The sequence below is a fragment of the Flavobacterium sp. SM2513 genome (genome assembly GCF_050908145.1).
GTDB lineage: Bacteria > Bacteroidota > Bacteroidia > Flavobacteriales > Flavobacteriaceae > Flavobacterium.
Map to the genome: position 1 here is coordinate 2,763,865 of NZ_CP194228.1, position 26,139 is coordinate 2,790,003.

Consider the following 26,139-nt stretch of genomic DNA (forward strand, 5'->3'; position numbering starts at 1 on the left):
TTGACAATATGCTTTTTGGTATAATTGAATAGTTATGATGGGTGCGTGAATACGTAAATAAATCTAAAAATATTTTGTATAAGTTTGGAGTGTTATTGTACAAGAACTATTGAGGGTAAGAATAAATTATATATATTGGATTAACATAAAACTATGATATTGTGCGATTTTTAAAAATTTATTGATGAAAACTACCGTGAATTTCAAGTGTGGTAAATGAGCATTAAAATAAGTCATTCTTGAATGAATACTGTTTTCTTTCTGTGTTTTTAGAATCTGAAACGAGTTCAGATTGACAACGGTTTGCAGTGGTTTTAGTAACTTTATGAGGTCAGCTGGAACATTAACTCGTTTTAGCGGTTATTAATTCGAAACCACTCTTTTTTGTTTACCTGATACACGTAATTTAATTTAGAGGGTTCGCCAAAATAAGCGACTTCTTGTGCTCCTATTTTTTCAATTCCCTGTCGGTTCATGGCGATTTGCGAACGTAAGTTGGTACTGCCAACGTAGAATATGACTTTTGAGACGTATTGAAAAATATAGTTGAGCATTACTTTTTTGACTGCAGCGTTTATTCCTTTTCCCCAAGAGTGGGTGTTGTAAAACGTGTATCCAATTAAGATTTGGTTTTCTTGGGGGTCGTAATCGTAAAAACGCGTACTTCCGATTACACTATTTGTAGCTTTATCCACAATTTTAAAGGCGCCTTTACTTTCTAGTGCTCCTTGAAAGAAGTTTTGGAATTCTTGTTTTTGCCAGCGGTTTTTATTGGGATGTTGTTCCCACATTGTAGGGTCGGATGCGGTGGAATATAATGCTTCAAAATCTGCTGAATGCAGCGGAAGTAGTAAGGTGTTCTCGTTTTCTAATGTGGGTTGGAGGTTGATTTTCATTTGTTTAAAGGTAGTCTGTTTAGCACTACATTTAGGTGGTTACGCTCGTTTTTTTCTGGCAAATGTTCCCGTGATAAGTAAGGCAACTCCACCACCTGCCAAAAAACCAATGATAAAATCAATGCCGTCATTTTCAAAAGTATAATGCAGCACTACTGCAAGTACAACCATGAATAATGCGATGCTACGTGCTTTCTTCATTTTTAGTGTTTTAAATTAGTTGTTGGTGTGATTCCTTATAAATTTTGAATAGCCTACTTCGGCTCTAGAAAAAGGATTTACAACCAAAAAGCATCTTCCAAATTATCTACAAACTTTTCTTCGGTATGATGTATTCGGATGTGTTCCAATTGTGCCTGAGTGGCTACTTCTTGTATTTCATTGAACAAAACCCGTTCTTCAAACCGTATATGGGCTTCTAACTCTTTTTGAATGGAATGTAAGTTATCCGCTGAAGCGATTTCCGATTCAAAAAGTACTACCAACCGTTCATGCTCGGCCAATGCTTGTAGAACAAGCTCGTGTTCGTTTCCGAGGATAGGAAAAATGTATCGCTCTTCGACCTCAAAATGGGGGAGTAGGTGGGTAGTGTAATACCAATCGGTGTATCTTTTCATGCGTAGGGGGTTTACTTCTTTTTTGAAACCCGTTTTGATTTTCCAAGAAAGCAACAATCCCTGATGGTGTTCCCGACTGATGGCTTGTAAGAATTCATTTCTTTTTATGGGCATTGCGGTCCTTTTTATATGTTATATTTTGGCGAATCAATGAGGTACAAGGTATCGAAATAAGAAGGAACTCGCAAATCACTTCTTTTCAAAAAAAAGGCAATTTCAATTTTGATATTATTCAAGAATCTGACTTGTCCTGAAAGCAACATTCACTAAAAAAAGGTAAATGGATTGCAAGAAACTGGTAGTTTATGCTTTTCAGGAACCTAGTTAATTATAATTGTAGAGCTATACTAGCATTTATTTAATAACCTGTATTGTTATTTTAGGCCGGGTCAAGTAGCGGGTTAGTGTATAGCTTAAGTATAGCAAAGGCATAGCAAAGGCATAGATAGTGCATGAGTAATGCATGAAAAAGAGGATGTAAACTACTAATCACCGTTCTTACGTTAAATAAAAAAGGTATTGCTATACAACACCTTTTTTAAAATATAATTATAAGGAAACCGCTTAGTTTCCAAACATACCGCCTAGTTTATCTTTAAGGCCGCCTGCCATATCGCCTAAATTAGAGGTGTCGCCTTTTAACAATCCATCCACCTGGTCGCCCATTCCCGCAGGAAGTTTCTCTTTTAAATAATCGGCAACCACTTTAACGGCTGTAGCAGCATGTGCATCTGAAATGCCTGTTTTTTCTGTAATGATTTTAACGATTTGATCCATAATAGTATTTTGTTTTAATTGAATTAGTGAAGGCCAATTTAATTATTTTATTTTAAACTGAAAAATAGATCGCTATTAAAATTACTTTTATATTTGATTTTTAACGAAAAAGTGAATTAAAAGTATATCGATTCATCGAAGTAAACGGCACTATTTTGCCGCATTTTTCAAAATCGAATAAACGAGTTCTTTACTTACCTTCTGATTACCCAACAACTTCCGAACTTCTTCAAAAGACACTTTAAAAGTACAGCCCGTTTTATAGGCACTGCAACCGTAAGCATTTTTTCCTTTTAAAATGGTTCCCTTCGTGCATTTCGGACAAAGTAAAGCGTCTGTGGCGGGTTTTTCAATCGTTTTCTTGGGTTCCAATTTAAGTTGGAAGTTCTCGTCAAAGCGAAGTAAACCTTCTACAGGTCCATTTTCTATTTTGAAATCTTTCAAATTCACCGTTGAGCCTTTTTGAAGTAAACGCATATATTGATTCTCCGATATTTTTTTATCGGCAAAAGTAAATGGCAATTTAAAATTGCAACCAGATTTATACTCGCTACAACCAAAGGCCGATTTTCCTTTGAGTAAATTTCCTTTTTTACATTTGGGACATGTTTCAGCGGAAATTCCTGAAGCTTTCCTCTTTTCAACGGCAACCACTTTTTTAGGATTGTTTTCAGTGTGGGAAATATTCGCTCCTTTTTGTTCTAATCGAACTTCAGAAACCAAATTGTCCACCATTTGTTTCATATTTCGGATAAATGCAGCAGCGGTAAATGTACCTTTTTCGATATCTTTCAGTTGTTTTTCCCAGGAACCCGTGAGTTCCGCAGATTTCAATAATTCGTTTTGAATGGTATCGATCAGTTGAACGCCGGTTGGGGTAGGTACCAACTGCTTTTTGTTTCGCACAATATATTGGCGTTTGAAAAGTGTTTCAATAATATTCGCTCGAGTGGAAGGTCGTCCGATGCCGTTTTCCTTCATTAAATCGCGCAAATCCTCGTCGTCAATTTGTTTACCAGCGGTTTCCATCGCTCGTAATAAGGAGGCTTCGGTAAAATAATTAGGCGCTTTTGTTTCCTTTTCTAAAAATGAAGGTTGGTGTGGTCCTTTTTCGCCAACAACGAAACTTGGTAATAAATCAGCTTCTTTTTCTTTTGCGTTTGGGTCCTCAAAAACAATGCGAAAGCCTTTTTTGATGATTTCCTTTCCTGTCGCTTTAAAGAGAACTTCAGCTGCTTTTCCGAAAACCGTGGTATTTGCAACCAAGCAATCATCATAGAAAACGGCAATAAATCGTTTGGTAATAATATCGTAAATACGTTGCTGGTTGTATTGTAAATTTTGTTGAATTCCCGTTGGAATAATCGCGTGGTGATCGGTTACTTTTTTATCATTAAAAACTTTGGGTGACTTCTTGATTTTCTTTGCTAAAAGCGGTTGCGTCAAATTGGCGTAAGCCGTCAATTTCTGCAAAATACCGGCGACTTTTGGATATACGTCGTTTGGCAAAAAAGTAGTATCCACTCTTGGGTACGTAATTACTTTTTGTTCGTATAAGGTTTGTGCTATTTTCAAGGTTTCTTCGGCTGAAAAGCCAAACTTGGTATTGCAATAGACTTGCAATCCTGTTAAATCAAACAGTTTTGGAGCAAATTCATTTCCGTTCTTTTTTTCAACAGCGGTAATTTCAAAATCACTTTCATGTACCTTTTGTGCCAATAATTCGCCCGCTTCTTTTTTCAAAAAACGACCTTCTTCATAGCTGAAAAGTGTGTCGCGATAGGAGGTTTGCAATTCCCAATAGGGTTGAGGTTTGAAGTTTTCTATTTCTTTAAACCGTTCCACAACCATTGCTAGCGTTGGCGTTTGCACTCTTCCGATGGATAAAACTTGTTTGTAACCGCCGTGTTTTACCGTATACAATCGGGTGGCGTTCATGCCTAAAAGCCAATCGCCAATGGCTCGAGAAAAACCTGCATAATATAAATTATCGTATTGAGTGGATGGTTTCAAATTCTCAAAACCTTCCCGAATGGCTTCTGTGGTTAAGGAAGAAATCCACAAACGTTGTACTTCGCCTTTGTACTTGGCTTCGTTCATCACCCAACGTTGAATGAGTTCTCCTTCTTGACCGGCATCGCCACAATTGATGACCAAACTGGCTTGGTCAAAAAGACTTTTTATGATTTTAAATTGCTTCAGAATTCCTGCATTGGGAACTACTTTCGTCTCAAATTTTTCAGGAAGCATGGGTAAATTGTTCAAATCCCAACTTTTCCAATGCGGTTTGTAATCGTTGGGTTCTTTCAACGTACATAAATGTCCAAAAGTGTAAGTAACTGCGTAACCGTTGCCTTCAAAGTAACCATCGCGCTTGGTATTGGCTCCTAAAACAGTTGCAATTTCTCGAGCGACACTTGGTTTTTCAGCAATACAGACCTTCATTTTTTAGTTCCATTTTAGGAACCGCAAATTAGGGATTTAGATTGAGAATTTATAAAATTATGCGTTGTCAGTTTTGATAATTTCTGTTGTTTTATAACTTATTGCTTCATAAGTATAAAGAGTAGAATAGGAGGAAAAACAATTAGTAGGTGAAAGAGAAACGTCGTATTTATATAATACTTTATCTTAATGAGTTGCACATCCAGCCAATTTAAATTGTGGTATTTGGATGCTTTTGATTTAAAAATTTCTGTATCAATTGGCGCGTGATTGTCGTGCATTGCCACGATTCTCTGATAACTTTCCGATAATTTGTGTGTAAATTGTTTCTTATTTTCAAGCGGTTGCTTTTCAATAAGTGTTTTAAATATGAGTAATGCATTATAAAGGCTTGACAATTCTAATCCGCAGGTGTGAAATTCCTCGGCTTTAACATGATAATCCTTTGTAGTTTCTATTTGTCCTAAAACCAACAACAGTATTAATAAAAAAGTAATCGCACTGCTTATAAAGTTTACATTAAAGAAATTTCCATTAACTAAACCACTATGGACTTTCAGTCCATAGTGGTTTAGTTGAAATTTTCATCACATCCTTTTCCATCATTATCTTTTCAATGTTTCATTTTTATAATATGTTGGGTGGGAAAAAAAACTATTATTATATCAACATCGGTATTTTTATCTATTTATTAGGTGGTACATTTCTGTTCATTACAGGAAATTTAATCAATTCATTAAGCAGTGATTTCAGAAATCCAAGTGTAAATATTGACAGATACTAAGCATCTATTTTTAAGTAAAACATGCAAATTATAAGATGCGGAAATAGTACATAAGTTGAAATTATCTACACAAACATCTGTACTTTCTTAGCTTAGTTGGTTATCACCATTGCTATTATATTGTTTACTCTAGAGCGAACGTAAATTTAAACAACTCTCTTTCAGTATTATTTATTTAAATTTTCAAATTCAACACTCCAAGCGGAATTAATCATTATATTTGTCAACCAAATGGTTAAACCAAATAGTTTAATGAAAAAGCTAGAGACAAATACAGAAGAATTAATTTTTGAAAGTGCTATTAAAATATTTCATAGTAAGGGATTAGCGGGTGCTCGAATGCAGGAAATTGCAGATGAAGCAGGAATTAATAAAGCGATGTTGCACTATTACTTCAGAAGTAAACAACTACTTTTTGAAGCCGTATTCAAAAAAGCATTTATGCAATTGGCGCCCCAAATTCATCAAGTATTAAATTCAGAAGATTCACTCTTTGAGAAAATTCGAGATTTTGCAGATAAATACATTTCGTTTGTAGTGGAGAACAGGTTTCTACCTACGTTCATTATTCAGGAACTTAATAATAATCCTGATTTTGCTATTCAATTTTTCAGTCAAGCTGAATTTCCCAAACCCACACATTTCTTAAATCAAATTAAAACTGAAATTCAAAATAATACGATTAAACAAATTGACCCGAAGCAATTAATTATCGATATGTTTTCATTAGCTATTTTTCCATTTATTGGTGCACCATTACTTCAAAATTTCACAAATTTAAATGAAGAAGAGTACAACCATATTTTGATTGAGCGAAAAAACCATATCGCGTCCATGTTGATAAATAGTATAAAAAAATGAAAAAAATAATTATAATTCTATTTGTGATTTTCGCTACGATTAGTCAAGCACAACAAAAGTTAACGTTGGAGGAATGTTATAATTTAGTCGATAAAAATTATCCTTTGGCCAAACAAAACCAATTGCTAAATCAGAAAAATACTTTTGAATCTGATGCTTTGCTAAAAGCCAAACTGCCAAAAATAGATATAAATGCACAAGCAACCTATCAGTCGGCTGTTACTGAATTGCCTATTAGTTTGCCAAATATCGCTATCAATCCATTAAATAAAGAGCAATACAGAGCGACTTTAGATGTAAATCAATTGCTTTATAACGGTGGATTAATTGATGCTAATGTTCAACTAAAACAAATGCAGACTAAAGTGCAGCAACAACAAATTGCCGTTAATTTATATCCTCTTAAATCAAAAATCAATTATCATTTTATGTCCGTTTTGTTGTTACAGGAACAAAAAAGATTACTGATTTCCAAAAAGAATTTAATTTCTGAAAAAGTCAATGAAGTTAAGGCGGCTGTGAAATATGGAGCTTTATTACCTTCATCTGAACAAGTCTTAGAAGCTGAAATTCTTAAAATTCAACAATCCATTATTGATAATGATTTTCAACGTACAAAAGAAATTCAAAATTTAGCAGCCTTAACAAGTTCAACTATTTCAAATGAAGTTGATTTAATACCGCCTGTAACAACTGTCAATTCAACCGGAAATCGTCCAGAATTAATACTTTACAGTTTACAAGAACAACAAATCGACCAATCTAAAATGGTGCTTTCTAAAAGTAATTTTCCAAAAATAAATGCGTTTGGTCAAGCTGGTTACGGTAATCCGGGCTTGAACATGTTGAATAATTCCTTAGAAGGATTTTACATCGTAGGTTTAAAAATGAATTGGAATGTATTTGACTGGAATAAATCCAAAACAGAACAACAAGCTTTAGATATTTCGAAACAAATAATCGCTACTGAAAAGGAAACGTTTGAATTGAATAATCAGATGCAAATGAAAGAATTGGAAACAGAAATTATTAAAATTGAAAAAATTATTCAAACCGATGTTGAAATTATTGCTTTACGTGAAAATATTTTAAAAGTTTCTGAATCCCAACTTAAAAATGGAGTAATTACAACGTCTGAATTTATTATAGAACTAACCAATTTGTTTGATGCGAAAACCAGTGAAAAAATTCATCAAACACAACTCGAATTAACAAAAGTAAATTATCAAATTAGTAAAGGCATTTAAAATGAAAAAATTAATATTATTTCTTATAACAATAGGTTTTATTTCTTGCAACAAGGACAATAACGACGCGGATGCTTACGGAAATTTCGAAGCGACAGAAATAACAATTTCATCAGAAGCCAACGGTAAAATTGAATTTTTAAAACTAGAAGAAGGTGCTGTTTTACAAGAAAATGTATTGGTTGGATTAATTGATACGACCCAGTTATATTTGAACAAACAACAATTAGTAGCTTCTAAAAATACCATTTACTCAAAGTCGGCGAATGTTTTATCACAACGAAATGTATTGAATGAACAACTAAAAACGACACAAATTGAGCAAAAAAGAATTAAAAGCATGTTTGCCGAAAGTGCTGCAACTAAAAGACAAGTGGACGAAATTGATGGAAAAATAAATGTTTTAAAACAGCAGTTGCAAAGTGTTGAAACCCAAAATGCTCCAATCATAAATGAAGTGAAAGCTATTGAAATTCAGATTCAAAAGATTGATGACCAATTGAAAAAGTCAAGAATCACGAATCCAGTTGCGGGAACTGTTTTAGCAAAATATGCCGAACCAAACGAAATTACAGCTTTTGGAAAACCACTTTACAAAATTGCCAATTTAGATGAGATGACTTTAAGGGTTTATTTCAGTGAAACACAACTGGCTTCGATAAAAATAGGTCAAGAAGTCAATGTAGCAATTGATGAGAATGACGGAATGAAACTTTATAAAGGAACGATTTCTTGGATTTCATCTTCAGCAGAATTTACGCCAAAAATTATTCAAACTAAAGAAGAAAGAGTCAACTTGGTTTATGCCGTGAAAGTATTGGTAAAGAACGATGGAAGTTTAAAAATTGGCATGCCAGCTGAAGTTAAATTATAAAATCAACTTGAAAACAGTTTAAAATTGCCATTGAATAAGCATTCACCTAGAAATTTGAAAATATGAGTATTTCTGTTCAAAACATATCAAAATCATATAAATCGGTTAAAGCAATTGATAAAGTTTCTTTTGAAGTAAACAACGGAGAATTGTTTGGTTTAATAGGTCCCGATGGAGCAGGAAAAACGACTATTTTCAGAATCCTGACGACACTTTTGCTAGCAAATGAAGGGAATGCCACGGTAATTGATTTCGATGTTAAGAAAGATTACAAAGCCATAAGAAATTCGGTAGGGTATATGCCTGGACGTTTTTCGCTGTATCAAGATTTAACAGTTGAAGAAAATTTGAGCTTTTTTGCCACTATTTTCGGCACTACGATTGAAGAAAATTACGATTTGATTGAAGATATTTACGTTCAAATTGAACCTTTTAAAAAACGTAGAGCGGGTGCATTATCTGGTGGAATGAAACAAAAATTAGCTTTGTGTTGTGCATTAATTCATGCCCCAAAAGTGCTGTTTTTGGACGAACCTACAACCGGTGTTGACCCAGTTTCTCGCAAAGAATTTTGGCAAATGCTAAAACGCTTACAACAAAAAGGAATCACTATTCTAGTTTCTACACCTTATATGGACGAAGCTTCCTTATGTGACCGAATTGCTTTAATTCAGAAAGGAAAGATATTAAAAATTGATTCTCCAGAAGCGATTACTTCAAAGTATGAAAAGAAAATTTATGATATTCAATCGAAGAACACACATGGTTTGATTTATGATTTAAAGAGCTATGCAAGTCATTATAGTGTTTATGCTTTTGGAGAGTTTATCCATTATATAGATAAAAATGCAGATTTTAATCCTGATGATTTACGACGGTATTTAGAACGCAAAAATCATTCAGATATCATTATAAAACTGGCACAAACTACTATCGAAGACGTTTTTATGGATTTGTAATTAACACAATTTAAAAAACTTAATTTTCCCTAATTTTTTAATGGGTTATAAAATTAAAATGAAACAAGAAAAAATTATACAAGTCGATAGTTTAACCAAGAAATTTGGCGATTTCACAGCGGTCAGAGGAATCACTTTTGATGTTTACAAAGGGGAAATATTTGGATTTTTAGGAGCAAATGGAGCTGGAAAAACAACGGCGATGAAAATGTTGATTGGAATTTCAAATCCAACTTCTGGAACAGCAAATGTAGCTGGTTTTGACGTGTTGACGCAAGCCGAAATGGTCAAGAAAAGCATTGGCTACATGAGTCAAAAATTCTCTTTGTATGATGACTTAACCATTAAGGAAAACATTTTATTTTTTGGGGGAATTTATGGCTTATCTCGAAAGTTGATTAAAGAAAAAACGGCAAAATTAGTCCAAGAATTAGAAATGCAAGAAGTCATTGATAATTTAGTAAGTTCATTGCCATTAGGTTGGAAACAGAAGTTATCGTTTTCCGTTGCGTTACTCCATGAACCGAAAATCGTTTTTTTAGACGAACCAACAGGTGGAGTTGACCCTATAACGAGAAGACAATTTTGGGAAATGATTTATACACAAGCCTACAAAGGCACAACCATTTTCGTCACCACACATTATATGGACGAAGCCGAATACTGTGACCGCGTTTCCATCATGGTCGACGGCGTTATTGAAGCTTTAGACACTCCAAACAATCTAAAAGAACTTTTTAATGTGGATTCTATGAATGACGTGTTTTTGAAATTGGCTAGGAATATTGAGTAGAAAATAGAGTAAAGAGACTAGAACAAAGTTGAAAGACAAAAAAATTCGTGAAAATTTGCTAAAATCCGTTTCATCTGTATTCCAAAATAAACTTTGTGACTTTGTGTCTTCGTGGCAAAAAAAAAATATAAAATGAAAAGATTCATCGGTTTTGTAGAAAAAGAATTCTATCACATTTTTCGTGACAAACGTTCCATGTTCATTCTTTTCGGAATGCCAATTGCCCAAATCATGCTCTTCGGTTTTGCTATTACAAACGAAATTAATAATGTAGATATTGCTGTTTTTGACCAATCAAAAGATACGGAAACACAACAAATTATTAATAAAATAAGTGCTTCCAACTACTTCAGTATCCAACAAGAAGTACAATCAGAAAGTCAAATTGAGTCTATTTTTAAAAAAGGAAAAGTAAAAGCAGTTTTGGTTTTTGAAAAAGACTTTATTAAAAAATTACATAATACAAAAAAAGCCAAAGTTCAAGTTATTACTGATGCTACGGACCCAAATATAGCAAATACAATTTCAAATTATATTACGTCAATCCTGCAAAATTATACCGCAGAAAAAAACAAAACCAACAAGCCTTTATACCAAATTCAAACGCAAACGCAACTTTATTACAATCCAGAAATGAAGAGTGTTTTTACCTTTGTTCCGGGAGTTATGACCGTTATTTTAATGCTAGTTTCAGCAATGATGACGTCCATTTCGATAACACGTGAAAAGGAATTAGGAACGATGGAAATCCTACTCGTTTCGCCGCTAAAACCCATTCAAGTTATAATAGGAAAAGTGTTTCCTTACATATTTTTATCCATCATCAATGCAACGGTTATCCTACTTTTAGGTTTTTTTATCTTCGGAATGCCAATAGAAGGAAGCTTAATTTTACTAGGTTTTGAAAGCGTTTTGTTCATAATTTGTGCCTTGGCTTTGGGAATTTTAATCTCAACGATTTCTGATTCACAACAAACCGCCATGATGATTTCGCTTTTCGGATTAATGTTACCCGTTATTTTATTGTCAGGATTCATTTTCCCTATTTCGAGCATGCCGTTACCATTGCAAGTAATTAGTAATATAATTCCAGCTAAATGGTTTATTATCATCATAAAAGCAATAATGCTCAAAGGTGCAACTCTAACCGTAATTTGGAAAGAAACGCTAATTCTTATATTCATGACGTTAGTATTTATGGGAATAAGTATCAAAAAATATAAAATAAGATTAGAATGATTTTTATTAGGAGCTATTTCCTGCTGTACACTATATCTTTTCCAATTGTTTAAAAAAACAATTGGAAAAGGATGCCGTTTCCATCAGGGCTAGGCTATCAGTTATGAACAGTTCGAAATCTTAACATCTCTGTGAATTAGTTCCTTAGTAGCAAAAACCAATCAAAAATGAAAACAATACTATTCATCATACAGAAAGAATTCAAGCAAATTTTCCGAAATAAAGGAATGTTGCCCATTATTTTTATATTGCCATTAATGCAATTAGTCATTTTGTCAAATGCAGCAAGTTTTGAAGTGAAAAACATTAAGTTTTCCTATATCGATAACGATAATTCTGCTGCATCTCGAGAATTGATATCGAAGTTCGAAGCTTCTGATTATTTCAACGTATTGCAACAATTTACTTCAAAAAAGCAAGCTGACATTGCCATGCAAAAAGGAACTGTAGATGTAATTTTAGAAATTCCAATTCATTTTGAACGAACACTTTTAACCGATAAAAAGTCCAACTTATCATTAAATATCAACGCCATTGATGGAGCTGCAGCTGGAGTAACGAATGTGTACATCATGCAAATTATATCAAGTTTCAATCAAAATATTCAAACACAGTTGATGCAATATAAAGAAGCTAATTTCGAACAACCCATTTCAATCGAAACAATTCCTTCCTTTTGGTACAACAAAACGCTTAATTACAAGACATTCATGGTTCCTGGAATATTAGTTTTGCTGGTTACGATGTTAACTTTATTTTTATCATCCATGAATATCGTAAGAGAAAAGGAGGTAGGAACTTTAGAGCAAATTAACGTGACACCTATTAAAAAACACCAATTTATAATCGGTAAATTATTTCCATTTTGGGTTTTGGGATTAGTAATTTTGACAGTTGGACTAATTATCGCAAAAGTTATTTTTAATGTTCCGATATTGGGTAATATCTTTTTGGTTTATGGGTTTACATCCATTTATTTAATTTTGATTTTAGGAATTGGATTGTTTATTTCCAACCATACAGAAACCCAACAACAAGCGATGTTTATTGCTTGGTTTTTTACCGTAATTTTTATTTTAATGAGCGGACTTTTCACACCTATAGAAAGTATGCCAGTTTGGGCTCAAAAAGTTACTTTGCTCAATCCCATTCGTTATTTTGTAGAAGTTATTCGAATGGTGATGCTTAAAGGTTCCTCGTTTTCAGATGTAAAAATGCAAATAGCTATTATTTTTGTATATGCAATTGCAATCAACGGTTTGGCTGTTTGGAGTTATAAAAAGACAAACTAAAAGATGTAATTTACAGGTTGAAATCATAAAATTGCATCTCGAAATGTAGTTGTCCGTTGCAATATTTAACCGTAAATTTGCAGCTTCAACAACAACACAACTTTTAGATGATTAACTCAGTAATTTTTGACATGGACGGCGTCATTGTAGACACAGAACCCGTTCATCGTTATGCTTATTTCAAACATTTTGACGAATTAAATGTACCTGTAACCGACGAAATGTTTGCAACTTACACAGGAAATTCAACCCGCAATGTATTTCAAAAATTAAAAAATACTTTTGAAATTGACTTCGAAGTAGAGGATTTAATTCAACGGAAAAGAGCCATTTTCAACGATGCTTTTGACACTAAAGAAGATTTATTTTTGATTGAAGGAGTTGAGAATCTTATTAAAAACTTACACTCCAACGGATTTGACTTGATTTTAGCTTCATCTGCTTCGAAAGTAACGATTGAGCGTGTTTTCAAACGTTTTCATTTACACCAATATTTCTCCAACATTGTGAGTGGCGAAGATTTTCCAAAAAGCAAACCGCATCCCGCCATTTTTGAACATGCTGCAAGTCTTTCTAAGTTTCCAAAAGACGAATGCATCGTAATCGAAGACAGTTGGAATGGTATCGAAGCTGCAGTTGGTGCAGGAATTTTCTGTGTGGGATACAACAGCGAACATTCAAAAATGCAAGATTTGTCTAAAGCGAATGTGATTGTCAACCATTTTGATGACTTGACAATTGAGCAAATTAAGAATCTAAAATAAATACTGTGATAAAAACTGTAATTTTTGATATGGATGGCGTGCTTGTAAACAGCGAGCCATTGCACCACCACGTTTGTCAAATTCAATTTAAAAATTTAAATATCGATGTTTCCGATGATTTGTTTGCAACGTTTACCGGAAGTTCGAATAAGATGATTTACCAGAAACTGAAGAATATTTTCGATATCGAGACTTCAGCTGAAGAGCTAATTGCCGAAAAAAACCGTTTGTTTATTGAGGCTTTTCGAATTGATACAGCTCATCAATTAATTAACGGAGTAAAAGATTTAATTATTGAATTACATGAGAAAGGAATGCAGCTAATCGTTGCTTCTTCGTCAGAAATGGAAATTATCAATGCAATTTTTGAGCGATTCGACTTAAATCAATATTTTTCGTCCAAAGTTAGTGGTGCTGATTTCCCAGAATCAAAACCGAATCCTGCGATTTTCTTAAAAGCGGTAGAATTATCAGGTCACGATAAATCGGAATGTATTATTATCGAAGACAGTACCAACGGAATTAAAGCTGCAAAATCAGCTGGAGTTTATTGCATTGCCTACAAAGGTGCCGATGTCGATTCGCAAAATCAATCACTTGCTGGTGAAATAATTTATGATTATCAGGACTTGAGTTTTGACAAAATAAGAAAAATAAATTCTTAAATTAATACGAAACAATCATCTAAATAATTTGTGAAAATTTGTGTGACTGGTGGCTGGAAAATCAATATTATCCAACCGCTTCTTTATAAGTTTTCAAGCAACGTTCGCGAGCCATTTTATGTTCAACAATGGGTTGAGCATAGTTTAAGGTTTCCAATTCAGGAACCCATTTCTTGATGTATTTCAACTCTTTGTCAAACTTTTTAACTTGTTCCGTGGGATTAAAAATGCGAAAATAAGGAGCTGCATCAACGCCTGAACCTGCAGCCCATTGCCAATTTCCTACGTTACTGGATTGTTCGTAATCTAAAAGTTTTTGTGCAAAATATGTTTCGCCCCAACGCCAATCAATCAATAAATGTTTAGTTAAAAAACTCGCAACGACCATTCTCACTCGATTGTGCATGTATCCTGTTTTGTTCAACTGCCGCATTCCTGCGTCAACAATGGGATAGCCGGTTTTTCCTAGGCACCATTTTTCGAATAACTCCTCGTCGTTTAACCATTGGATAGCATCATATTTCGGTCGGAAGCTGTTGTGAATAGTATGTGGAAAGTGCCACAATATTTGCATAAAAAACTCACGCCAAATCAGCTCTTTTAAGTACGTTTCTTCCTGAAATTTAGCAGCATATTGTACTAATTTTCGAATACTAATCGTTCCAAATCGCAAATGAACACTTACATAGGATGTTTGGTCTATTGCCGGGAAATTCCTTGTTTCATCATAGTTTTCGATTACCTTTTTTGAAATATCATAAGGCTGTACTTTAATCTGTGATTCTTCAAAACCAATTTCTTTTAAAGATAGAAAAGGGTAGGAGTGACTACCGATAATTTGCAGTAAACCTTCTGAATCGTAATTGCGAATGGGATTGTTTTTCAGTTTTTCTTTCCACTTGTTCAAAAAGGGTGTGTAAACCACGTAAGGTAAACCATCATCTTTGACGACTTCATTTCGCTCAAAAATTACTTGGTCTTTAAATGTTTTAAAATCGGTGTTTTCTTTTTTGAAAAAAGTATTTAGTTGTTTGTCTCTTTTCAAAGCATACGGTTCATAATCATGATTGGTATAAACCGCTTCTACTGTATTTTCTGTAAAAAGTTGCTTAAATATAGTTTCTGGTTCTCCATAAAATACCGCTAATGAATTATTGATTTTTTGCAATTTAGCATTGATTTCAGTTAAACTTTCGTGAATGAAAGTTACCCGAGAATCATTTATCGGTAATTCATCCAAAATCGTTTTATCAAAAATAAATATAGGCAACACACTTTCAGAATTTGATAATGCTTCAAATAAACCGTGGTTATCTTCCAATCTTAAATCGCGTCTGAACCAAAAAATCGTCATTCTTTTGTAGTTTATATGTTTAATGTTGACATTCCGCCATCCACGTGAAAAACTTGTCCCGTAATCCATGATGAATTATCGCTTAGAAGAAACTGTGCCATTTGGGCAATGTCCTGAGGTTGTCCTACTTTTTTCAAAGGATGTCTTTCGGTAGCACGTTCCATTTTAGCATCCGAATTTAAGAATTTTTCTGCTAATGGCGTGTTGGTAATTGATGGAGCAATGGTATTGACTCTGATTTTCGGAGCAAATTCCGCAGCAATTGCTTTAGCAAAACCCTCAACGGCAGCCTTAGCTCCTGCAATACTCGAGTGAAAAGGCATTCCAGTTGTAGCGGCAACACTGCTAAAAAAAACGACGCTTGCTTGTTGTGACTGTAGCAATTTGGGTAAAATGGTCTGAAATACTTTCACTAAATTCAAATAATTGATTGCTATATCGTCTTGAAAATGCTCTATTTTAAGGTTTTTAAATGGTTTCAAATTAATGCTTCCCGGACAAAATATAAAACCGTCGATTGATTCTGGAAGTTTTTCTAAATCTAAAACGTCCGTGGAGGCGTCGAAGGTAAAGTGTTTTACATTTAATTCTGCCAAGTTTTCGCTGGTACGTGAGGCAACAATTACATTATTATTCTCTCTGAGACTTTTTGCAATTTCTAAACCTATTCCGTGTGAACCTCCTATTAATAGTATGTTTTTCATTTGTTCTTTATTTTAGTTCTCCAAAGAGTTCAATTAATTTCTTTCTTCTGTACTCAAAAATCTCGTCTAGCTTTGGCTTGACTAAAATAGGATGTACCAACTGTCCTAAAATTCCCATCGGTACCTTATAATCTATGATGTCCTCCATTTCTACACCACCTTCAATTTCTCGGATAAAATGCTTGTGGTGCCAAAAAGCATAGGGACCAAAACGTTGTTCGTCCACAAAGTACTTTTGGTCAATAACATGTGTGATTTCAGTTACCCATTTGGCTTTAATTCCCAAAACGGGAGTAACAATGTATTGAATTATTTGACCAGCATACATTTCCTTTTCAGCTCCAGAATTAATCTTAAATCCCATGTAGGGAGGAGTTATCGTTTTTAAATTAGCAGGATTAGAAAGAAATTCCCAAGCTGTTGCAACTGAAATAGGTAAATTTTGTTTGCTGCTTTTCGTATAAATTTTCATAAAATTGTTTTTACAAAAGTAGTGATAATGTTTAGTCTTTTTGACTAATACTTAAACAAAGAGATTGTCTTTATAATAATTTTAACTTTTATACTACCATAAGAATGCTATCTTTGAAACCTAAACTATATAAATTTTCGAAATGAAAAAAATTATTTGTTCCCTATTAATGGCCGTTGTTTGTACAACTGGTTTTTCTCAAGTAAAAGCCCCACAGCCAAGCCCTAAGGCGATGATTACGCAAACTGTTGGTTTAACAGACGTTTCAATTGATTACAGCAGACCAAGTGCTAAAGGAAGAACTATTTTTGGTGATTTAGTACCTTTTGGAAAATTATGGAGAACGGGTGCTAACGCCAATACAATCATTACTTTTTCTGACGATGTTGTTATTGACGGAAAGACTTTGCCAAAAGGAAAGTATGCTATTTATACAACGCCTAAGGCAGATAATTGGGACGTTATGTTTTATACAGATACTGACAATTGGGGAACTCCAGAAAACTTTGACGAGGCGAAAGTAGCTTTGAAAACTACTGCCAAACCACAAATGTTAAATACTAAAGTGGAATCGTTTACTGTTGCAATGAATAACTTAGATAACAATTACGGTTACTTAGAGATTTCTTGGGAAAAAACATTGGTTGCCGTTAAAATTGAAGTTCCTACTGAAAAAACAGCAATGGCAAGTATCGAAAAAGCTTTGAGCGGACCAACTGCAGGAGATTATTACGCTGCGGGAACGTTCTTTTTTCAATCTAATGGAGACATGAAAAAAGCGTTAGAGTATGTAAACAAAGCGTTAGACATGAATACTCAAAAACCGTTCTGGCAGTTGAGACAAAAATCATTGATTCAAGCAAAACTTGGCGACAAGAAAGGGGCTATCGAAACAGCTAAGCTTTCTTTAGCTGCTGCTGAAGTTGCGAAGAATAACGATTATGTGAAAATGAATAAAGACAGTATTGCTGAATGGAGCAAGAAATAATTTATTGTTATAATTGTAAAAAGCGGCCTTAATGGCCGCTTTTTTTTTGGTGTTTATTCCTCGGGATTCTCATCAAGAGCCGGATGATTTTCTGACGGTCTTTCTTACTCTGGTTTCGTTTTTTTTTTACCTCCTTTTCGGCTGTTTAGCAAGGTGCTGTATTGGTCTAGCAAGACGTCAATTTGCCGAAGTAAATGCTATAAACCAAGAGCAGAGGCTTTTAATAGTGTTAGCAATCGTTTGAAAGCTTCAATTCCCTTCACGCGTTTTTGTCTAAAACTGGCGGTATCCTTGATACTATATTGCTTCGTTCTCGCAATATACCGGCTGATAAAAAGGACGTTACTTTGCTTAAATTCGGCAATCCAATCATCGAGGTGGAGTAACGTTGCCGCGTATGATAGCGCAGATTCATCCTCCCAGTCTTTTATTAAGCTTGCTAATAGCGTTGACTTCTCTTAATAATTTTTCATATAAATCTTCTTACCAAAATTCGAGAGATTTTTGTGCAAAAGCTTCGCAACCTCACGATAATCTTCGATAAAATGCTTGCGGTAACTGCGAACTACTCCGGCAATACCAATGATGGCGTTGTTTCGTCGCGTATCAATTGCCAAAAGTTCTTTAGAAATCTGACTTTTTCGTGGTATTTTAAACAGTTCGCTTGATTGGGTAAAAGCTTCCTTCAACTGTACTAAGCGAGGCTGCACCTTCACAACAATTTAACTATCAATTTCTACCAAAGTAATCGTAGCAGAGAGCATTTGCAAATATTCTGCACCTCGTAGACTATAAAATTTATCGACTGTACCATTATTATAGAGTGATTTGGTTCACAAAAGGCAAGTTAAAGATTTAACCCATATAAAATTAGTCAAAAAACAAATAGGTTGTATTGTCACATGTATATGAGTTACAAAACCAGTTTCTTGCTCTGTAAAATGCTCAAAAGCCTTATAGGCATTATATCCCTTATCGAATATATAAACTGTATGTGCATCACACTGGATATTCCGGAGCAAACTGTACACCCGATTCCGGTTTAAACTGAGCAGGTATTCCGGAGCAAACTGTACACCCTGATTCCGGTTCAAAGTGAACAGTTTTGATGATGATTTTTTATCCTACTTTGTGATCTAATCACATGGGTATGGCTAATAAATCAATAGGATCAATTATGATACGAGAAATCATCAGGCTGAAGGACAATGGTCTTTCGAACAATCAAATATCCAAAAGCCTTGGAAAATCAAGGACAACAATCATCAAATATCTTTGTTTGATAGAGAAGTCTGGAATTTGCTTCAAGGAACTCCTTGAACTCAAAGGAGATGAATTATCTGAGCTCTTCGAAGTTCCCAATGAGTTAGATTTACTTAATAGAGAGCAGATTCACAAAGATTTACATTCCATTTTTCCTTATATCGAAAAGGAATTAAAGCGTGTGGGTGTCACCCGTCAGATTCTCTGGACTGAGTACAAGACAAAGCATCCGCAGGGGGTTATGTACAGTCAGTTCTGCGACCATTATAACAAATGGAACCGAAAATCAGAAGGGTACATGCCCACTACCCACAAAGCTGGAGAAAAACTCTTCATAGATTATGCGGGCAAAAAACTCCACATCATCGACAAGGAAACCGGTGAACTAAAGCCAGTGGAAGTCTTTGTTGCCACCCTTGGTGCAAGCCAATACACTTATGTAGAAGCCTCTTTTTCGCAGCAGATTCCCGATTTTATAGGTAGTGTTCAAAACTGTTTGCATTATCTAGGAGGGGTCCCAGCTTGCATTATTCCTGACAATTTAAAATCAGCAGTAACCAAATCCAATAGATACGAGCCGCATGTAAACGAACAATTTGCCTGCTTTGCTTCGCATTACGACACTTCAATTATGCCTGCAAGAGCCTTGAAACCCAAGGATAAATCTTTAGTTGAAGGTGCCGTGAATATCACTTATACCCGCATATATGCTGCCTTAAGAGATAAAGAATTTTATAGCATTGCTGAATTGAATTTGGCTATAAAGAAGCTTCTTTTGATTTACAACCAAACCCCTTTTCAAAAGAAACATAGTAGTCGTACAGCTCTATTTTTAGAAATTGAAAAGGATGCTTTAAAGTCATTGCCTATAGAGAAATATGAGCTTAGAGACTACAAAATCGCCACCGTACAAAAGAACTGTCATGCCTATTATTCTGCGGACAAAAACTATTACAGCGTACCCAACGCCTATATCGGAAAGAAAGTGAAAATGGTTCTTACCCAAAGCGTGGTGGAAATCTACCACAACCAAGCCCGAATTGCACTTCATCCACGCAGCCGCAAGGCTTATCATTATGTAACCCTAAAGGAACACATGCCCGTCAATCACACCTATAATAGCGATTGGAGTTCGGAATATTTTATTGCATGGGCACAAAAAATAGGCAGTCATACAAAGGAGTATATCGAGAAAATATTGGATAAAAAGCAGTATCCTGAACAGAGCTACAAGAGTTGTATGGGAATATTGAGCATGGAGTCCAAGATAGGAAAGCAGCGTTTGGACAACGCCTGTAAACGGGCACTGAACTATGATGCTATCAGCTACAATTCTATCAAAAATATTTTAGAGAGAGGACTTGATAAAGAAGAGGAACATGCCGATTCATTCAATATATCAATTTCTAACCATGACAATATCAGAGGGTCAAAATATTATGCTTAACATTTTAAATAAAATAAAATTATGAATACAAATGCCACTATTGAAAAGATGCAGAAAATGCGTTTAAACGGAATGAAAAGAGCGTATGAATCTTCATTCGAAACCAGAAATCAGGACACTTTTACCAACGATGAGTTCATTGCCTGGCTCATCGAATCTGAAGACAACGGGCGTAATAACAGCCGAACCGAGCGATTACTCAAAAATGCAAAGTTCCATTATCAGGCATCATTAGAGGAGATAAGCTATACCGGTGATCGCAATATTGATCGAAATCTTCTAAGCCGTTTATCAGACTGTTCCTTTATTGACAGAAATGAAAACATACTCATTACAGGCTGCACCGGAACCGGAAAGAGCTTCCTAGCCACAGCCTTGGGACATCAAAGTTGCATCAAAGGATATAAAGTCGTATACTATAATTTGGGTAAACTCTTCCAGAAATTAATGATGGCAAAAGCAGATGGTTCCTACATCAAGGAACTCAACAAAATAGAAAGTCATGATTTATTAATTATCGACGACTTTGGACTACAAGCCATAAATAATGAAAAGCAGATGATACTAATGGATTTGATAGAAGACAGAAATCAAAAAAGGGCAACCATCTTTTGCTCACAGCTACCAGTAAAAAACTGGTATGATCTTATTGAAGAAAAGACAATTGCCGATGCAATTTTAGATCGGATTATTCACTCAGCAATCCGCTTTGAACTGCAGGGCGAATCCATGAGAAAAAAAATGAAAAAGGAATAAATAATTTTGTCTAATTTTAACCCAAGAAATCATCATTAAAACCACTGTTCACTTTGGTCGGAATTGGGTGTTCACTTTCATCGGAATAGTCATCACACTTTAGCCTTTCTAAAAATTGGTGATCGTGTGTAGCTGTAGATGTAAACCAAACTAAATTGAGCACTTTTTCATCCGCATTTATCACACTGTGAGACTTTATCCCTCCTTTGCTTTTTCCATCAAGAGACTTCCTTCCAACGCATTTTAAAATATCTTTGAACAGATTTATAGTAATACTTATCCACTATTTTAACATTTTTCCGTAGAGCTACTTGAATTCGACTGTCCGACTGTTTTGACCCCTATAAAGCAAGAGTACTATTCTAAATTTCGGTTTTTAATTAAGCGGTTAATTTTTTCATTACTATTAGATGTTTATCCGAGTTCCATTTCTCCATAGGAGTAATTCTTCCTAGGAGACCATGAAGTCTTTCATTGTTATAAAAAGATACAAATCGTTTCAATATCTGCTGAATCTCTCCAAAATTTCGATAGTCGAACCGTGAAAATACTTCCTTCTTCAAGATTCCATGATAAGCTTCTATATGAGCATTTTCTTCTGGTGTTGCGACATGTGTAAATTCTTGTTGAACTCCTATTAATCCTAAATACTCACGGACACTTTTAGCTATAAATTGACTTCCATTATCACTCCTAATAACTACGCTTTCAGGGTAGTTATATTCGTCAAAAAGTAGAGATAGTAGTTCTATAACGTGTTTTTGCTTTATATTGAAAGAAAAATAATCCTTTAAAATTCGTCGTGTATGAACATCAATTACAGATAACAAATAAGCATTTTTACCCACATTTGGCACCCACACCATTTTAATATCCATTTCTAAGCATTGGAAGGGTCTGGAAGTATAAACCTTCCTAAATTTCACAAACTTGCGTCCAGCACCACTTCTATTAATTCTATTCTCAAGCTTTAAAAGACCTTCCTCCTTCATAATTCGGTACAGTTTTTTATGATTTATTAGGTAGCCATCTCTATTTAGATATTTGGTCATCAACCGATAACCACAGTCTATAAATTCATGTTTTAAAATATCTTTAATAGACTTAACAACATCTGATTGACTAACAAAACCACTGTTTTGATGGAACGTTACTTCCGTAGGATGATTGCCTTTTTTACCAAAATTTGGTTTTCTATAATAACTACTGCTAATTATACCAACCATCTCTATTATCTTAGCCTTACTACATTTATGCTTTTGATAAATAGAGTTCACTAAATCTTTCTTGGATCGGATGTCCCAAACTTTTTTTTTAAAAGTTCCCTTTGCACCTCTAATTCTATTTCTTTATTGCTCAATAACTTGCGTAAAATCCGATTTTCTTCTTCTGCTTCTTTAAGCTCTTTGCTCTTAGTGTCGTAGGTGACTTTTAAGCCAGCCTCGCCTTTGTGTTCGTACTTTTTCTTCCAGTTATATAAACTTGCGGTACTCACGCCAAACTTACGGCATGCTTCTACAATGCCAGTATCCTCTGAAGCAGCTAGTATTTCTAGCTTCTGAGCTAAAGTCCATTTCTTGTATTTCATATCTCAAATATATAATTTTGAAATTTAAAATAACACTCCGAACTATTAAGGGGCTAAACTACCGACAAGACGAAGCTGTATTTCTTTAACAAATTATTGTAAAGCTCTTCAAAAAATTCAACTTTTCTGCCCTTATTTGCATCTGCTAAAGTGCTCTTTTTAGGAAGATGATTGATTCTAACAGTTTCTTCTTTGCCCGATAAATCAATCATTCCTCGGGCAACTTCACGCAAAGAATTGCATTTTTCTAAACAGCCAAAAACCATACTAAACAAATGGTCTTGAGATTTGAAACGATTTACATATCTATCAGAATCAGTTTTTTTAATAGACTTCTGGATTATTGAATCATCTATTGATGAAATCAACTGTCCGAAAACAGATTTAGTAGAAAAAAACCTATTTTTACCTATCGTTTTTTGAATTTTGCAACTCGAAATTACGATTATTTTTAAGAAGCCATTAATTTGGCTTCTTTTCTATCGGACAATAATGGTTTTACATATTTCTTTTTATGCTCTTTTTGAATGCTCTGTTCAACTTGTAAGTGCAAAATACTTATTACTTCGAATTTCAACAACACTAAGGCAATTCAATTTTCAAAAAAACAGGAAATACTTGATATTTAAAACAAGTTGTCTTTACAAATAGTCAGAAGATAAACTATAGTAAATTGAAATTGTTAGAAAAATTATATGAAACAGAAAATAATCTGATTAATTTTAAAATAATTATAGAACTAAAATTCTAAGAAATTAACCTAATATTGCTAAAATTCAAATTTATTATAATGAAATTAAAATTATTTTTTCTACTACTATCTATAGCGAGTTTTGGACAAATTCCACAATATTATAGCGAAATCGACTTTACTGAAGATAATTTAAGTATAAAATCACAATTAACCGACCTTATCACATTTACTCACATAACAGAATTAGTTTATACCTCAGGAAGTTCCGGCTACTTAGACACGTGGACCGTTCTTAAAGAAAGTGATTTAGACCCTACAAATCCTAATAATGTATTGATGCTTTACGGCTGGGAAAATGAACCGACTACTGTTTCATAAAATCGGACTCGAGGTGTAAATGAATCTTGTCATACAAGTAGTTGCATCGGAAAATGGGTCAGAGAACATACATTTCCGAAATCATTAGGAAATCCAAATTTAGGTACCGAAGATGCTGGTGCAGATGCACATAATTTGAGAGCGATTGATTCACAAAGAAATAGTTCGAGAAGTAACAAGCTTTTTGGTGTTGCTACATCAAGCACTGCATCTCATTCAATTGATTCAAATTCTTGGTATCCGGGAGACGAATGGATTGGTGATGTTTCAAGAATAGTTATGTATATGTACCTTCGTTATCCAACTCAAAGCATTGCAAATGATGTTGCCACAGGAGGTTCAACTTTCGCAGAATTTAACGATATGCCAGATATTCTTTTGGAATGCCATGCACAAGATCCTCCATCCGACTTTGAAATTGGTAGAAATGATATCATCGCAGTTAATCAGGGAAATCGAAATCCATTTATAGACAATCCGTATTTGGCAACGCTACTTTGGAATGGTCCAGCAACAACTGACACATGGAACTCTTTAAATTCGCAAGAATACGTTCCAAATAAATTTTCGCTTTATCCAACAAAGACGAGTGGCTTAATTTATACAACAACCAACACGTTGTCAAATCACGAAATTGCTGTTTATAATTCTCTTGGACAATTAGTAAAGTCTAGCAACACTAATAGTTCAATTGATATTTCTAGACAATCAAAGGGACTCTATTTTATTTCTATTTCAAGAAATAATTTCAGCCAGACATTCAAAATTATCAAACAATAATTATTGTATTAAAATTAAAATCAGTAAATAATAAGCGGTAGTTTTTTTGCTACTTTTTTTATTACGTCCTAATTTCAGGTTAGAAACTGACAATAATGGAACGGATTATTATCATTCTAAGAATGGTATCGAAAAACCAATTGTGAACATAAAATTAAGAATTTATATAATAAAAATCACTATTGTCCGATAGAAAAGAAGCCAAATTACTGACTTCTTAAAAATAATCGTAATTTAGAGTTGCAAAAATCAAATAACGATGGATAAAAATAGGTATTTTTCTACTAAATTTGTTTTCGGACAGTTGATTTCTTCAATAGATGATTCAATAATCCAGAAGTCTATTAAAAAAAACTGATTCTGATAGATATGTAAATCGTTTCAAATCTCAAGACCATTTGTTTAGTATGGTTTTTTGCTGTTTAGAAAAATGCAATTCTTTGCGTGAAGTTGTCCAAGGAATACTTGGTTTTTCAGCAATACAGACCTTCATTTTTTAGTTCCATTTTAGGAACCGCAAATTAGGGATTTAGATTGAGAATTTATAAAATTATGCGTTGTCAGTTTTGATAATTTCTGCCGTTTTATAACTTATTGTTTCATAAGTATAAAGAGTAGAATAGGAGGAAAAACAATTAGTAGGTGAAAGAGAAACGTCGTATTTATATAATACTTTATCTTTATGAGTTGCACATCCAGCCAATTTAAATTGTGGTATTTGGATGCTTTTGATTTAAAAATTTCTGTATCAATTGGCGCGTGATTGTCGTGCATTGCCACGATTCTCTGATAACTTTCCGATAATTTGTGTGTAAATTGTTTCTTATTTTCAAGCGGTTGCTTTTCAATAAGTGTTTTAAATATGAGTAATGCATTATAAAGGCTTGACAATTCTAATCCGCAGGTGTGAAATTCCTCGGCTTTAACATGATAATCCTTTGTAGTTTCTATTTGTCCTAAAACCAACAACAGTATTAATAAAAAAGTAATCGCACTGCTTATAAAGTTTACATTAAAGAAATTTCCATTAAATAAATTGTAAACACATAATGAAACAATGGCAAGGGAATAAGCGGACAGAATTTGCCGACACCGACTTGCTGTTTTCGATAGTTTGAGTAGTCGTTTATTGGCATTAAATCGACTCTCTTTTGTGGACCAAATCTTATAATTCAATTCGTCTAGAAACGCTTGATAAAGATCATCATTTTGTATATTTTCACTCATTGGTTTTGACATTTAAGGAATCACAGATTAAATATTCATTGTACGTTTGCGAATCTTTTTCCAATCCGTCTAAAAAAAATAGATTATTAAACTGCACTAAATTGGCTGTGGATCTTTTTACCTCAAGCAGTAAAAGTTTAATTAATTCCTGCTTGAAGTTTTTAACGTTTGTGGTATTCTTTTTACTTTCATCGAAAGAATCCATCTGACTGCTGTAGTTTGTGTTTGCTGCATTTTCCATTTCTTTCATAGTTTCAAACTTATGTGATACACTT

At 34.1% G+C, this 26,139-nt stretch carries 30 protein-coding genes and 2 pseudogenes; 17 read left to right on the forward strand and 15 right to left on the reverse strand.

Annotated features, from left to right (window positions below):
• Positions 1 to 353: 353 nt before the first annotated feature.
• The 6 genes from ACQ5J2_RS11660 to ACQ5J2_RS11685 all read right to left on the reverse strand — a co-directional run bounded on the left by ACQ5J2_RS11660 (position 354) and on the right by ACQ5J2_RS11685 (position 5,295).
• Positions 354 to 896: a GNAT family N-acetyltransferase gene (locus ACQ5J2_RS11660; RefSeq protein ID WP_432670648.1), complete on the reverse strand. Its 543-nt coding sequence runs from the start codon at positions 894 to 896 to the stop codon at positions 354 to 356.
• A gap of 39 nt (positions 897 to 935) precedes the next feature.
• Entirely contained in the window at positions 936 to 1,097 is a 162-nt protein-coding gene (locus tag ACQ5J2_RS11665; protein WP_432670649.1) for a hypothetical protein, read from the reverse strand.
• A 77-nt stretch (positions 1,098 to 1,174) separates the two neighbouring features.
• Positions 1,175 to 1,627: a hemerythrin domain-containing protein gene (locus ACQ5J2_RS11670; protein WP_432670650.1), complete on the reverse strand. Its 453-nt coding sequence runs from the start codon at positions 1,625 to 1,627 to the stop codon at positions 1,175 to 1,177.
• Between the two features lie 450 nt (positions 1,628 to 2,077).
• Positions 2,078 to 2,290: a hypothetical protein gene (locus ACQ5J2_RS11675; RefSeq protein ID WP_432670651.1), complete on the reverse strand. Its 213-nt coding sequence runs from the start codon at positions 2,288 to 2,290 to the stop codon at positions 2,078 to 2,080.
• A 150-nt stretch (positions 2,291 to 2,440) separates the two neighbouring features.
• Positions 2,441 to 4,735 (reverse strand): DNA topoisomerase 3, encoded by a 2,295-nt coding sequence (locus ACQ5J2_RS11680; RefSeq protein ID WP_432670652.1) that lies wholly within the window; start codon positions 4,733 to 4,735, stop codon positions 2,441 to 2,443.
• Between the two features lie 98 nt (positions 4,736 to 4,833).
• Positions 4,834 to 5,295 (reverse strand): SLATT domain-containing protein, encoded by a 462-nt coding sequence (locus ACQ5J2_RS11685; protein ID WP_432673305.1) that lies wholly within the window; start codon positions 5,293 to 5,295, stop codon positions 4,834 to 4,836.
• A 56-nt stretch (positions 5,296 to 5,351) separates the two neighbouring features.
• On the opposite strand from ACQ5J2_RS11685, the gene ACQ5J2_RS11690 reads away from it, so the two are divergent.
• From ACQ5J2_RS11690 to ACQ5J2_RS11735, 10 genes are all read left to right on the forward strand, one after another.
• A complete protein-coding gene (locus tag ACQ5J2_RS11690; RefSeq protein ID WP_432670653.1) occupies positions 5,352 to 5,519 on the forward strand; it encodes a hypothetical protein in 168 nt (55 codons plus the stop codon).
• Between the two features lie 252 nt (positions 5,520 to 5,771).
• Positions 5,772 to 6,380, forward strand: a complete 609-nt coding sequence (locus tag ACQ5J2_RS11695; RefSeq protein ID WP_432670654.1) for a TetR/AcrR family transcriptional regulator — start codon at positions 5,772 to 5,774, stop codon at positions 6,378 to 6,380.
• Positions 6,377 to 7,627 (forward strand): TolC family protein, encoded by a 1,251-nt coding sequence (locus ACQ5J2_RS11700; RefSeq protein WP_432670655.1) that lies wholly within the window; start codon positions 6,377 to 6,379, stop codon positions 7,625 to 7,627. The genes ACQ5J2_RS11695 and ACQ5J2_RS11700 overlap by 4 nt, the downstream gene beginning before the upstream one ends.
• A gap of 1 nt (position 7,628) precedes the next feature.
• Positions 7,629 to 8,501: an HlyD family secretion protein gene (locus tag ACQ5J2_RS11705; RefSeq protein WP_432670656.1), complete on the forward strand. Its 873-nt coding sequence runs from the start codon at positions 7,629 to 7,631 to the stop codon at positions 8,499 to 8,501.
• Positions 8,502 to 8,563: 62 nt separating this feature from the next.
• A complete protein-coding gene (locus tag ACQ5J2_RS11710) occupies positions 8,564 to 9,460 on the forward strand; it encodes an ABC transporter ATP-binding protein (protein ID WP_432670657.1) in 897 nt (298 codons plus the stop codon).
• Positions 9,461 to 9,518: 58 nt separating this feature from the next.
• Positions 9,519 to 10,253, forward strand: coding sequence for an ABC transporter ATP-binding protein (locus ACQ5J2_RS11715; RefSeq protein WP_432670658.1), 735 nt, complete (start codon positions 9,519 to 9,521; stop codon positions 10,251 to 10,253).
• Positions 10,254 to 10,385: 132 nt separating this feature from the next.
• The gene (locus ACQ5J2_RS11720; protein WP_432670659.1) at positions 10,386 to 11,492 is read left to right on the forward strand and encodes an ABC transporter permease; all 1,107 of its coding nucleotides are present in this window, start codon (positions 10,386 to 10,388) and stop codon (positions 11,490 to 11,492) included.
• 167 nt (positions 11,493 to 11,659) lie between these two features.
• Positions 11,660 to 12,784: an ABC transporter permease gene (locus ACQ5J2_RS11725; RefSeq protein WP_432670660.1), complete on the forward strand. Its 1,125-nt coding sequence runs from the start codon at positions 11,660 to 11,662 to the stop codon at positions 12,782 to 12,784.
• 107 nt (positions 12,785 to 12,891) lie between these two features.
• Positions 12,892 to 13,548, forward strand: coding sequence for an HAD family hydrolase (locus ACQ5J2_RS11730; RefSeq protein ID WP_432670661.1), 657 nt, complete (start codon positions 12,892 to 12,894; stop codon positions 13,546 to 13,548).
• 5 nt (positions 13,549 to 13,553) lie between these two features.
• Entirely contained in the window at positions 13,554 to 14,213 is a 660-nt protein-coding gene (locus ACQ5J2_RS11735; protein WP_432670662.1) for an HAD family hydrolase, read from the forward strand.
• A 67-nt stretch (positions 14,214 to 14,280) separates the two neighbouring features.
• On the opposite strand, the gene ACQ5J2_RS11740 is transcribed toward ACQ5J2_RS11735, so the two are convergent.
• Genes ACQ5J2_RS11740 through ACQ5J2_RS11750 form a run of 3 tightly spaced genes read right to left on the reverse strand, consistent with a single transcriptional unit; the run spans position 14,281 to position 16,743 of the window.
• Positions 14,281 to 15,567, reverse strand: coding sequence for a cryptochrome/photolyase family protein (locus ACQ5J2_RS11740; protein ID WP_432670663.1), 1,287 nt, complete (start codon positions 15,565 to 15,567; stop codon positions 14,281 to 14,283).
• Positions 15,568 to 15,578: 11 nt separating this feature from the next.
• Positions 15,579 to 16,271, reverse strand: a complete 693-nt coding sequence (locus ACQ5J2_RS11745; protein ID WP_432670664.1) for an SDR family NAD(P)-dependent oxidoreductase — start codon at positions 16,269 to 16,271, stop codon at positions 15,579 to 15,581.
• Positions 16,272 to 16,278: 7 nt separating this feature from the next.
• Positions 16,279 to 16,743 (reverse strand): SRPBCC family protein, encoded by a 465-nt coding sequence (locus ACQ5J2_RS11750; protein WP_432670665.1) that lies wholly within the window; start codon positions 16,741 to 16,743, stop codon positions 16,279 to 16,281.
• Between the two features lie 142 nt (positions 16,744 to 16,885).
• On the opposite strand from ACQ5J2_RS11750, the gene ACQ5J2_RS11755 reads away from it, so the two are divergent.
• A complete protein-coding gene (locus ACQ5J2_RS11755; RefSeq protein ID WP_432670666.1) occupies positions 16,886 to 17,731 on the forward strand; it encodes a DUF2911 domain-containing protein in 846 nt (281 codons plus the stop codon).
• Between the two features lie 197 nt (positions 17,732 to 17,928).
• Here ACQ5J2_RS11755 and ACQ5J2_RS11760 read toward each other — a convergent pair.
• A pseudogene (locus ACQ5J2_RS11760) lies at positions 17,929 to 18,447 on the reverse strand (DUF6261 family protein).
• Positions 18,448 to 18,881: 434 nt separating this feature from the next.
• Between ACQ5J2_RS11760 and istA the strand changes: the two are divergent.
• Together istA and istB are read left to right on the forward strand one after the other, a co-directional pair.
• The gene (istA, locus tag ACQ5J2_RS11765) at positions 18,882 to 20,441 is read left to right on the forward strand and encodes an IS21 family transposase (RefSeq protein WP_432670667.1); all 1,560 of its coding nucleotides are present in this window, start codon (positions 18,882 to 18,884) and stop codon (positions 20,439 to 20,441) included.
• A 21-nt stretch (positions 20,442 to 20,462) separates the two neighbouring features.
• The gene (gene istB, locus ACQ5J2_RS11770; protein ID WP_432670668.1) at positions 20,463 to 21,197 is read left to right on the forward strand and encodes an IS21-like element helper ATPase IstB; all 735 of its coding nucleotides are present in this window, start codon (positions 20,463 to 20,465) and stop codon (positions 21,195 to 21,197) included.
• Positions 21,198 to 21,577: 380 nt separating this feature from the next.
• On the opposite strand, the gene ACQ5J2_RS11775 is transcribed toward istB, so the two are convergent.
• The 3 genes from ACQ5J2_RS11775 to ACQ5J2_RS11785 are packed head-to-tail and all read right to left on the reverse strand — an operon-like array spanning position 21,578 to position 23,252.
• A complete protein-coding gene (locus ACQ5J2_RS11775) occupies positions 21,578 to 22,474 on the reverse strand; it encodes an IS3 family transposase (RefSeq protein ID WP_432670669.1) in 897 nt (298 codons plus the stop codon).
• On the reverse strand, positions 22,474 to 22,785 hold the full coding sequence (locus ACQ5J2_RS11780) for a transposase (RefSeq protein WP_432670670.1): 312 nt from the start codon (positions 22,783 to 22,785) through the stop codon (positions 22,474 to 22,476). The genes ACQ5J2_RS11775 and ACQ5J2_RS11780 overlap by 1 nt, the downstream gene beginning before the upstream one ends.
• A gap of 53 nt (positions 22,786 to 22,838) precedes the next feature.
• The gene (locus ACQ5J2_RS11785) at positions 22,839 to 23,252 is read right to left on the reverse strand and encodes a DUF4372 domain-containing protein (RefSeq protein WP_432673306.1); all 414 of its coding nucleotides are present in this window, start codon (positions 23,250 to 23,252) and stop codon (positions 22,839 to 22,841) included.
• A gap of 323 nt (positions 23,253 to 23,575) precedes the next feature.
• On the opposite strand from ACQ5J2_RS11785, the gene ACQ5J2_RS11790 reads away from it, so the two are divergent.
• The 4 genes and pseudogenes from ACQ5J2_RS11790 to ACQ5J2_RS11805 all read left to right on the forward strand — a co-directional run bounded on the left by ACQ5J2_RS11790 (position 23,576) and on the right by ACQ5J2_RS11805 (position 25,137).
• The gene (locus ACQ5J2_RS11790) at positions 23,576 to 23,857 is read left to right on the forward strand and encodes a hypothetical protein (protein ID WP_432670671.1); all 282 of its coding nucleotides are present in this window, start codon (positions 23,576 to 23,578) and stop codon (positions 23,855 to 23,857) included.
• A 36-nt stretch (positions 23,858 to 23,893) separates the two neighbouring features.
• Positions 23,894 to 24,325, forward strand: a pseudogene (locus tag ACQ5J2_RS11795) (endonuclease); the annotation flags it as partial.
• Between the two features lie 15 nt (positions 24,326 to 24,340).
• Complete coding sequence (locus ACQ5J2_RS11800) at positions 24,341 to 24,637, forward strand: T9SS type A sorting domain-containing protein (protein WP_432673307.1); 297 nt, start codon at positions 24,341 to 24,343, stop codon at positions 24,635 to 24,637.
• Between the two features lie 398 nt (positions 24,638 to 25,035).
• Complete coding sequence (locus ACQ5J2_RS11805) at positions 25,036 to 25,137, forward strand: hypothetical protein (protein ID WP_432670672.1); 102 nt, start codon at positions 25,036 to 25,038, stop codon at positions 25,135 to 25,137.
• Between the two features lie 91 nt (positions 25,138 to 25,228).
• Here ACQ5J2_RS11805 and ACQ5J2_RS11810 read toward each other — a convergent pair whose 3' ends face one another.
• Positions 25,229 to 25,864, reverse strand: a complete 636-nt coding sequence (locus ACQ5J2_RS11810) for an SLATT domain-containing protein (RefSeq protein ID WP_432670673.1) — start codon at positions 25,862 to 25,864, stop codon at positions 25,229 to 25,231.
• Positions 25,857 to 26,114: a hypothetical protein gene (locus tag ACQ5J2_RS11815; RefSeq protein ID WP_432670674.1), complete on the reverse strand. Its 258-nt coding sequence runs from the start codon at positions 26,112 to 26,114 to the stop codon at positions 25,857 to 25,859. Before ACQ5J2_RS11815 ends, ACQ5J2_RS11810 begins: the two co-directional genes overlap by 8 nt.
• Between the last annotated feature and the right edge of the window lie 25 nt (positions 26,115 to 26,139).

Coding starts and splice junctions, on each gene's coding strand:
- ACQ5J2_RS11660 (WP_432670648.1), bottom strand. CDS start 896: ATGAAAATCAACCTCCAACCCACATTAGAAAACGAGAACACCTTACTA.
- ACQ5J2_RS11665 (WP_432670649.1), bottom strand. CDS start 1,097: ATGAAGAAAGCACGTAGCATCGCATTATTCATGGTTGTACTTGCAGTA.
- ACQ5J2_RS11670 (WP_432670650.1), bottom strand. CDS start 1,627: ATGCCCATAAAAAGAAATGAATTCTTACAAGCCATCAGTCGGGAACAC.
- ACQ5J2_RS11675 (WP_432670651.1), bottom strand. CDS start 2,290: ATGGATCAAATCGTTAAAATCATTACAGAAAAAACAGGCATTTCAGAT.
- ACQ5J2_RS11680 (WP_432670652.1), bottom strand. CDS start 4,735: ATGAAGGTCTGTATTGCTGAAAAACCAAGTGTCGCTCGAGAAATTGCA.
- ACQ5J2_RS11690 (WP_432670653.1), top strand. CDS start 5,352: ATGTTTCATTTTTATAATATGTTGGGTGGGAAAAAAAACTATTATTAT.
- ACQ5J2_RS11695 (WP_432670654.1), top strand. CDS start 5,772: ATGAAAAAGCTAGAGACAAATACAGAAGAATTAATTTTTGAAAGTGCT.
- ACQ5J2_RS11700 (WP_432670655.1), top strand. CDS start 6,377: ATGAAAAAAATAATTATAATTCTATTTGTGATTTTCGCTACGATTAGT.
- ACQ5J2_RS11705 (WP_432670656.1), top strand. CDS start 7,629: ATGAAAAAATTAATATTATTTCTTATAACAATAGGTTTTATTTCTTGC.
- ACQ5J2_RS11710 (WP_432670657.1), top strand. CDS start 8,564: ATGAGTATTTCTGTTCAAAACATATCAAAATCATATAAATCGGTTAAA.
- ACQ5J2_RS11715 (WP_432670658.1), top strand. CDS start 9,519: ATGAAACAAGAAAAAATTATACAAGTCGATAGTTTAACCAAGAAATTT.
- ACQ5J2_RS11720 (WP_432670659.1), top strand. CDS start 10,386: ATGAAAAGATTCATCGGTTTTGTAGAAAAAGAATTCTATCACATTTTT.
- ACQ5J2_RS11725 (WP_432670660.1), top strand. CDS start 11,660: ATGAAAACAATACTATTCATCATACAGAAAGAATTCAAGCAAATTTTC.
- ACQ5J2_RS11730 (WP_432670661.1), top strand. CDS start 12,892: ATGATTAACTCAGTAATTTTTGACATGGACGGCGTCATTGTAGACACA.
- ACQ5J2_RS11740 (WP_432670663.1), bottom strand. CDS start 15,567: ATGACGATTTTTTGGTTCAGACGCGATTTAAGATTGGAAGATAACCAC.
- ACQ5J2_RS11745 (WP_432670664.1), bottom strand. CDS start 16,271: ATGAAAAACATACTATTAATAGGAGGTTCACACGGAATAGGTTTAGAA.
- ACQ5J2_RS11750 (WP_432670665.1), bottom strand. CDS start 16,743: ATGAAAATTTATACGAAAAGCAGCAAACAAAATTTACCTATTTCAGTT.
- ACQ5J2_RS11755 (WP_432670666.1), top strand. CDS start 16,886: ATGAAAAAAATTATTTGTTCCCTATTAATGGCCGTTGTTTGTACAACT.
- istA (WP_432670667.1), top strand. CDS start 18,882: ATGGCTAATAAATCAATAGGATCAATTATGATACGAGAAATCATCAGG.
- istB (WP_432670668.1), top strand. CDS start 20,463: ATGAATACAAATGCCACTATTGAAAAGATGCAGAAAATGCGTTTAAAC.
- ACQ5J2_RS11780 (WP_432670670.1), bottom strand. CDS start 22,785: ATGAAATACAAGAAATGGACTTTAGCTCAGAAGCTAGAAATACTAGCT.
- ACQ5J2_RS11790 (WP_432670671.1), top strand. CDS start 23,576: ATGAAATTAAAATTATTTTTTCTACTACTATCTATAGCGAGTTTTGGA.
- ACQ5J2_RS11810 (WP_432670673.1), bottom strand. CDS start 25,864: ATGAGTGAAAATATACAAAATGATGATCTTTATCAAGCGTTTCTAGAC.
- ACQ5J2_RS11815 (WP_432670674.1), bottom strand. CDS start 26,114: ATGAAAGAAATGGAAAATGCAGCAAACACAAACTACAGCAGTCAGATG.